Here is a 4783-nt window from a genome sequence, read left to right as displayed (position 1 = left end):
CAATAATAACCGTCAGCACGTCTAACAACTCTTACCCGTTTAATCTGTTGTTCTGAATAATAAACTAATGTCTTTTGACTACACCATAAATCAAATTCTCCTGCTTTAAAACCATCGGTGAACTTGATTTTACGTCGCTCATCAGATAGTTTGTAGCCTGTTAGTTTGTATTCAACCGAACGGCTATGCTTTTTGAACCGAGGAAAACCCTTTTTCCCCGGTATCTTAGCATGACAATTCTGGTAAAACCTATTAATTGATTGCCAGGCTCTATCAGCAGCCGATTGACGAGCTTGAGAGTTTAATTTATTAACCCAAGGTGTCTCTTTATTGTTAGCTAGTACAGCACAAAGCTTTTGAAGATCATTACGGGTTGTCCCCTTATTGTCCATCCAATAACGAACACAAGAGTTACGCACAAACTGAGATGTCCTAATTGCTTCATCTAGTCTTTGGTATTGTTCTGGTGTCCCGTTTTTTAACTTGGCTTCTACGACTAGCATTGATTAATCCTCGACCCTGGATAAATTAAGTATAACACAGTTTACCTACAAATGGTAGAATTAAAATCGTGCTTCGCCGTCAATATCCTGGTCGGATTTCATCCCCCGCAAAGGTTGATGTCTTGTCGAAAAATTTAGCGGGGGCATTCATCCGACATTTTAGGTAACAATTGTGCTTTGATAATTTTTTCTGCGGGGTTGAGTTTGACTAATTGTGAACCTGTCCCGTCTTTACCCGTAACTGTCACAGTCTCTACCTCTAAGGGTAGTTTTCGATTCTGATTGGTACTTAATAACACTATACTCCCCTCCTGCGCCGCTACCATGGCCGCTAAACTATCCTGTTTGTTAACGAATTGTAAAGCGGGTGAACCAAGATCGCCTAATTGTGATAGACGTAAATTCTCGATCGCCAGTCTTTTCCCGTAACCTAATCCCGAAATCAGCAGCAGATTTTCCCGATGAGGGAGAGAAACACAACCGGCTAGATTTTCCCCGTAGCGCAATCGCAAAATTGCTAAACCCTGGGCAGATTTACCCATAATTGGCAATAATTCCTCGCGCACGGGATAACGCAACACTCGACCGCTACTGGTGGCGATCGCTAAGTCCAGGCCCTCGTGAGTAAAAATAGCGCCATATAGGCGATCGTCTTCTTTCAATTTCATGAGGGACAAACCCCGACTACCAACCCCCTCTAATTCATCGATGGGAAGCCGCTTTATTCGCCCCTGTTGACTCAGTAAAAGCAATTCTTGATTTTTTTTAGGTTCCGTCAAGAAAAATTGATTTAACACGGCTTCTGAATCTTGTTGGGCGGTTTTGGTCAGCAGACGGTCGATTAACACCGGTTGATTGTCTTTTGGAGGAACTTCCCGGGTAGCAATCGGGTAAGCTTTAGCATTATCGAGGATAACTAGGAAATTTTCCCGTTTTTCGATCGCCTGTTGATAGATAATTAAACCCTGGTCCGGCGCTCGCTCTTCTGGTGTCGTCCAACTAATTTTATCTTCGGCATCAAGCAATAAAATCGCATTTTCTGGGGGTTCTTGGGGCGTAAATAGGCTTAAACTCGGTGCATTCTCACTCTCAGACTTTTTCTTAACTTTATTCTCCTGTTTTTTAACCACAGAATCCTGTTTATTCCCTTCTGACTTGAAAGAGGGTGTGGGGTGTGGGGTGTGGGGTGTGGGGAAGGAAACCTCTTTCATCTCTGGTGGTGAAAATTTTTTCATCGGGACTGACTCCTGCTTTTTAACCACAGAATCCTGTTTCTTCCCTGCTGACTGCTCCTTTGTCCCCGCTCCCTTCTGACTGCTCCCTGCTCCCGACTTCCCAGTGCGAATTTTTGTCCGTCTGCTATCGGCGAATTTTTTCTTTAAAGAGCGCAATTCTTTTTTCAGAGACTTGAGAAACTCCTGACGGTTATGGAGGAGGGTTTCCAACTGTTGAATTTTTGTTTGTAATTCCGTCGCTTCCGTCTCTAATTTTTGTCTTTCCAAACCAGTTAGACGACGTAGGGGCATAGCCAAGATAGAATCAGCTTGAGCGTCACTAATGCCCAATTCTGCCTGAAAACGGTACTTAGCCGTCGTACCATCGGGAGCATTTTTGAGAATATCCACCACTCGATCGATATTCTGCAAAGCTAATAATAAACCCTCGACTAGGTGTAAGCGATCGCTGGCCTGTTGCAACTCATCGCCATACTGACGGGTGAGAGTTGTTTCTCGAAAGCGCAAGAATTCCTGTAAAACTTGTTTTAAAGATAACTGCCGGGGTTGATTATCGACCAAAGCGAGGATAATCGCCCCAAAATTAGTCTGTAGGGCCGTTTGTTGGTATAAAGCCGCCAAAACCTGCTGCGGTTGACTTTCCCGCTTTAATTCAATCACCACCCGAATGCCTTCGCGATTGCTTTCATCGCGGATATCGGCAATTCCCTCCAGTTTCCCTAAATTGACTAATTCGGCGATTTTTTCAATCCATGCCGCCTTATTCACCTGAAAAGGCAACTCAGTAACCACAATTGCCGTCCTTTCCCTTCGGCGCTTGCCCTCAATGATAATTGTTTCAGTTTTCGCCACTCCGCGCACGGGAATAATCCCCCTACCAGTGCGATAAGCCTCGCGAATGCCGGTATCATCTAAAATCTCGCCTCCCGTGGGAAAATCGGGCCCGGGGATAATTTCTACTAACTTTTCCTCGCTTAAATCGGGATTATCAATCAAAGCGATTAAACCTTCCACCACTTCCCCTAAATTATGGGGAGGAATATTAGTCGCCATCCCCACCGCAATACCTGAACAACCATTAAGAATGAGTATCGGTAACTGAGCGGGTAAAACAACCGGTTCCTGTTGAGAATTATCAAAATTACTGTTGAAATTAACGATAGCTTCGCTAATTCCCCCCAAAACCGCCTGATCACCGATGCCGGCCAAACGGGTTTCTGTATAACGCATGGCTGCTGGGGGGTCGTTATCGATCGAACCAAAGTTACCATGGCCCGATAAAAGTGGGTAACGACTGGAAAAATCCTGTACCATACGAACCAGTGCCTCGTACACTGACTGATCACCGTGGGGATGATATTTACCCAAGACATCCCCCACCACCCGCGCACATTTGCGAAAAGGGCGATCGGGGGTTAAACCCAGTTCGTGCATAGCGTATAATATGCGACGATGTACTGGTTTTAAGCCATCCCGTACATCCGGCAACGCTCGCCCCACGATCACACTCATGGCATATTCTAGATAGGAGCGTTCCATCTCTTGGTGTAAAGCCGTGGGTATAATTTGACCACTAGCTAAGAAATCCAGTTGTTTGGCCATGAGTCTCTCGTTTTCAATCTGTCTAGCTGTGAATCATAAGGCATTTTGCCCGTTTTGACCTTGTTTATCCCTGAGCATCCCTATGACGACTGTTTTGATTGTAGAAGACGACCCGATTAATTTTCGCGTTTTTGCCAAAATTTTGACCAAACGAGGTGGTCTAGAGGTTAAAGGGACTGAAGACGTGGAGGAGGTGCTTCGTATTGCTCGGGACAAGGAAGCGGACGTGATCTTAATGGATGTCTCCCTCTCCCATAGTGTCTATGAAGGGAAAGCGGTAGATGGCATTAAAATCAGCCAAATTCTCAAAGCTAACCCCGAAACCGCCGATTTACCTGTTATTCTCGTCACCGCTCACGCTATGGAGGGCGATCGAGAGAATTTTCTCAAGCAGAGTCAGGCCGATGGTTATATTTCTAAACCAGTGGTTGATCACCAAGCTTTTGTTGATCAAATTTTGGCGATCGTTGATCGGGAGTCGGTGTAAGCTTTGAGTCTTCTTTTGTTAGTATATCAGTATTTATCTAGACCGGTGGCTTTGAGTTTACCCCCAACAGCTATCTCCCTAATCCTCCACTCTGCCATAGATGGCGTAGGCTCGATCGAGCGACCAGGCCCACATCTGATCCCCTAGGGAAAAATGCCACCATTCCCCCTTATGTCGGCTAAATCCCGCCTCCTCCATCACTTTAGCCAATAAAACTCGTTTTTGATGATAACTCTGTTCTCGCGGGCTTTTTGCGGGGATATAATAATCGGGATGCGATCGCTCTCCGATCTCATCGATTTCTCCCCCCATGTCGATGGCTTGTCCCTTCTCGTCAACTAGGGTAATATCGATCGCCGCTCCGGTACTATGGGGAGGCGGGGTGGCGGCATTATCGCTGGGAACCGCCCAAATAGTGTAAACTTCTGTTAAAATCCCTTGACTTTCTGCCTCCGATAGTTTCTCTTTGGCTAATCCTCTTGTGTCTAGGAGAGTCTGAAAAGTATAATCGACCATAAATTGTTGCACTTCCAGCGGTCGATAGGCATCAAAAATCAAAATTTGCCAACCAGGTTGATAGACTTGCAGACGGTTTTGAGCCTCAATCAGAGCATTTAACACCCCTTGTCGCAAAAAATAGGGAGATTTACCCCGATAATTAGCCCCTAATTTCTCGTAAGCATGGGGAGAAGGTATAACAAACTTATCTGCGGGTATAGGTACTAGGGGTTCCCCGCATTCACGAATAGGAATTTTTTGGTAGGGTTTCATCGCGTCGTCGGGAAACAGTAATTTTATTGATTGTCAACTCGATCGCCAGTTTACCGGAAAGACTAGATAGGGTCTGCTGAAAAAGTTTTTCGGTGGGGGTTGGGGGTTGGGGGTTGGGGGTTGGGGTGTGGGGTGTGGGGTTTTACCCATTTTCAGGTGGTCAATTACCTAATTTTCAGGGAAAA

4 protein-coding genes are annotated in these 4783 nt (G+C 45.5%); 1 reads left to right on the top strand and 3 read right to left on the bottom strand.

Translation table 11 applies throughout. From position 1 onward, the window contains the following. A partial coding sequence (locus EWV84_RS18425) for an RNA-guided endonuclease InsQ/TnpB family protein (protein ID WP_502705767.1) occupies positions 1-503 on the bottom strand: 503 nt, incomplete at its 3' end. Between the two features lie 134 nt (positions 504-637). Beyond that, positions 638-3340: a DNA gyrase/topoisomerase IV subunit A gene (locus EWV84_RS18420; RefSeq protein ID WP_287079222.1), complete on the bottom strand. Its 2703-nt coding sequence runs from the start codon at positions 3338-3340 to the stop codon at positions 638-640. 82 nt (positions 3341-3422) lie between these two features. Here EWV84_RS18420 and EWV84_RS18415 point away from each other — a divergent pair, with 82 nt between their 5' ends. Next, positions 3423-3827, top strand: a complete 405-nt coding sequence (locus EWV84_RS18415; RefSeq protein WP_286823950.1) for a response regulator — start codon at positions 3423-3425, stop codon at positions 3825-3827. Positions 3828-3905: 78 nt separating this feature from the next. Here EWV84_RS18415 and EWV84_RS18410 read toward each other — a convergent pair whose 3' ends face one another. Next, positions 3906-4598: a M15 family metallopeptidase gene (locus EWV84_RS18410; RefSeq protein WP_287079221.1), complete on the bottom strand. Its 693-nt coding sequence runs from the start codon at positions 4596-4598 to the stop codon at positions 3906-3908. Positions 4599-4783: the final 185 nt, after the last annotated feature.

The sequence above is a fragment of the Microcystis sp. M_QC_C_20170808_M3Col genome, from assembly GCF_007095505.1.
Lineage (GTDB): Bacteria > Cyanobacteriota > Cyanobacteriia > Cyanobacteriales > Microcystaceae > Microcystis.
Note: the sequence above shows the minus strand (reverse complement) of the source record. Positions and strands in the feature narration are given on the sequence as shown.

Coding starts and splice junctions, on each gene's coding strand:
- EWV84_RS18420 (WP_287079222.1), bottom strand. CDS start 3,340: ATGGCCAAACAACTGGATTTCTTAGCTAGTGGTCAAATTATACCCACG.
- EWV84_RS18415 (WP_286823950.1), top strand. CDS start 3,423: ATGACGACTGTTTTGATTGTAGAAGACGACCCGATTAATTTTCGCGTT.
- EWV84_RS18410 (WP_287079221.1), bottom strand. CDS start 4,598: ATGAAACCCTACCAAAAAATTCCTATTCGTGAATGCGGGGAACCCCTA.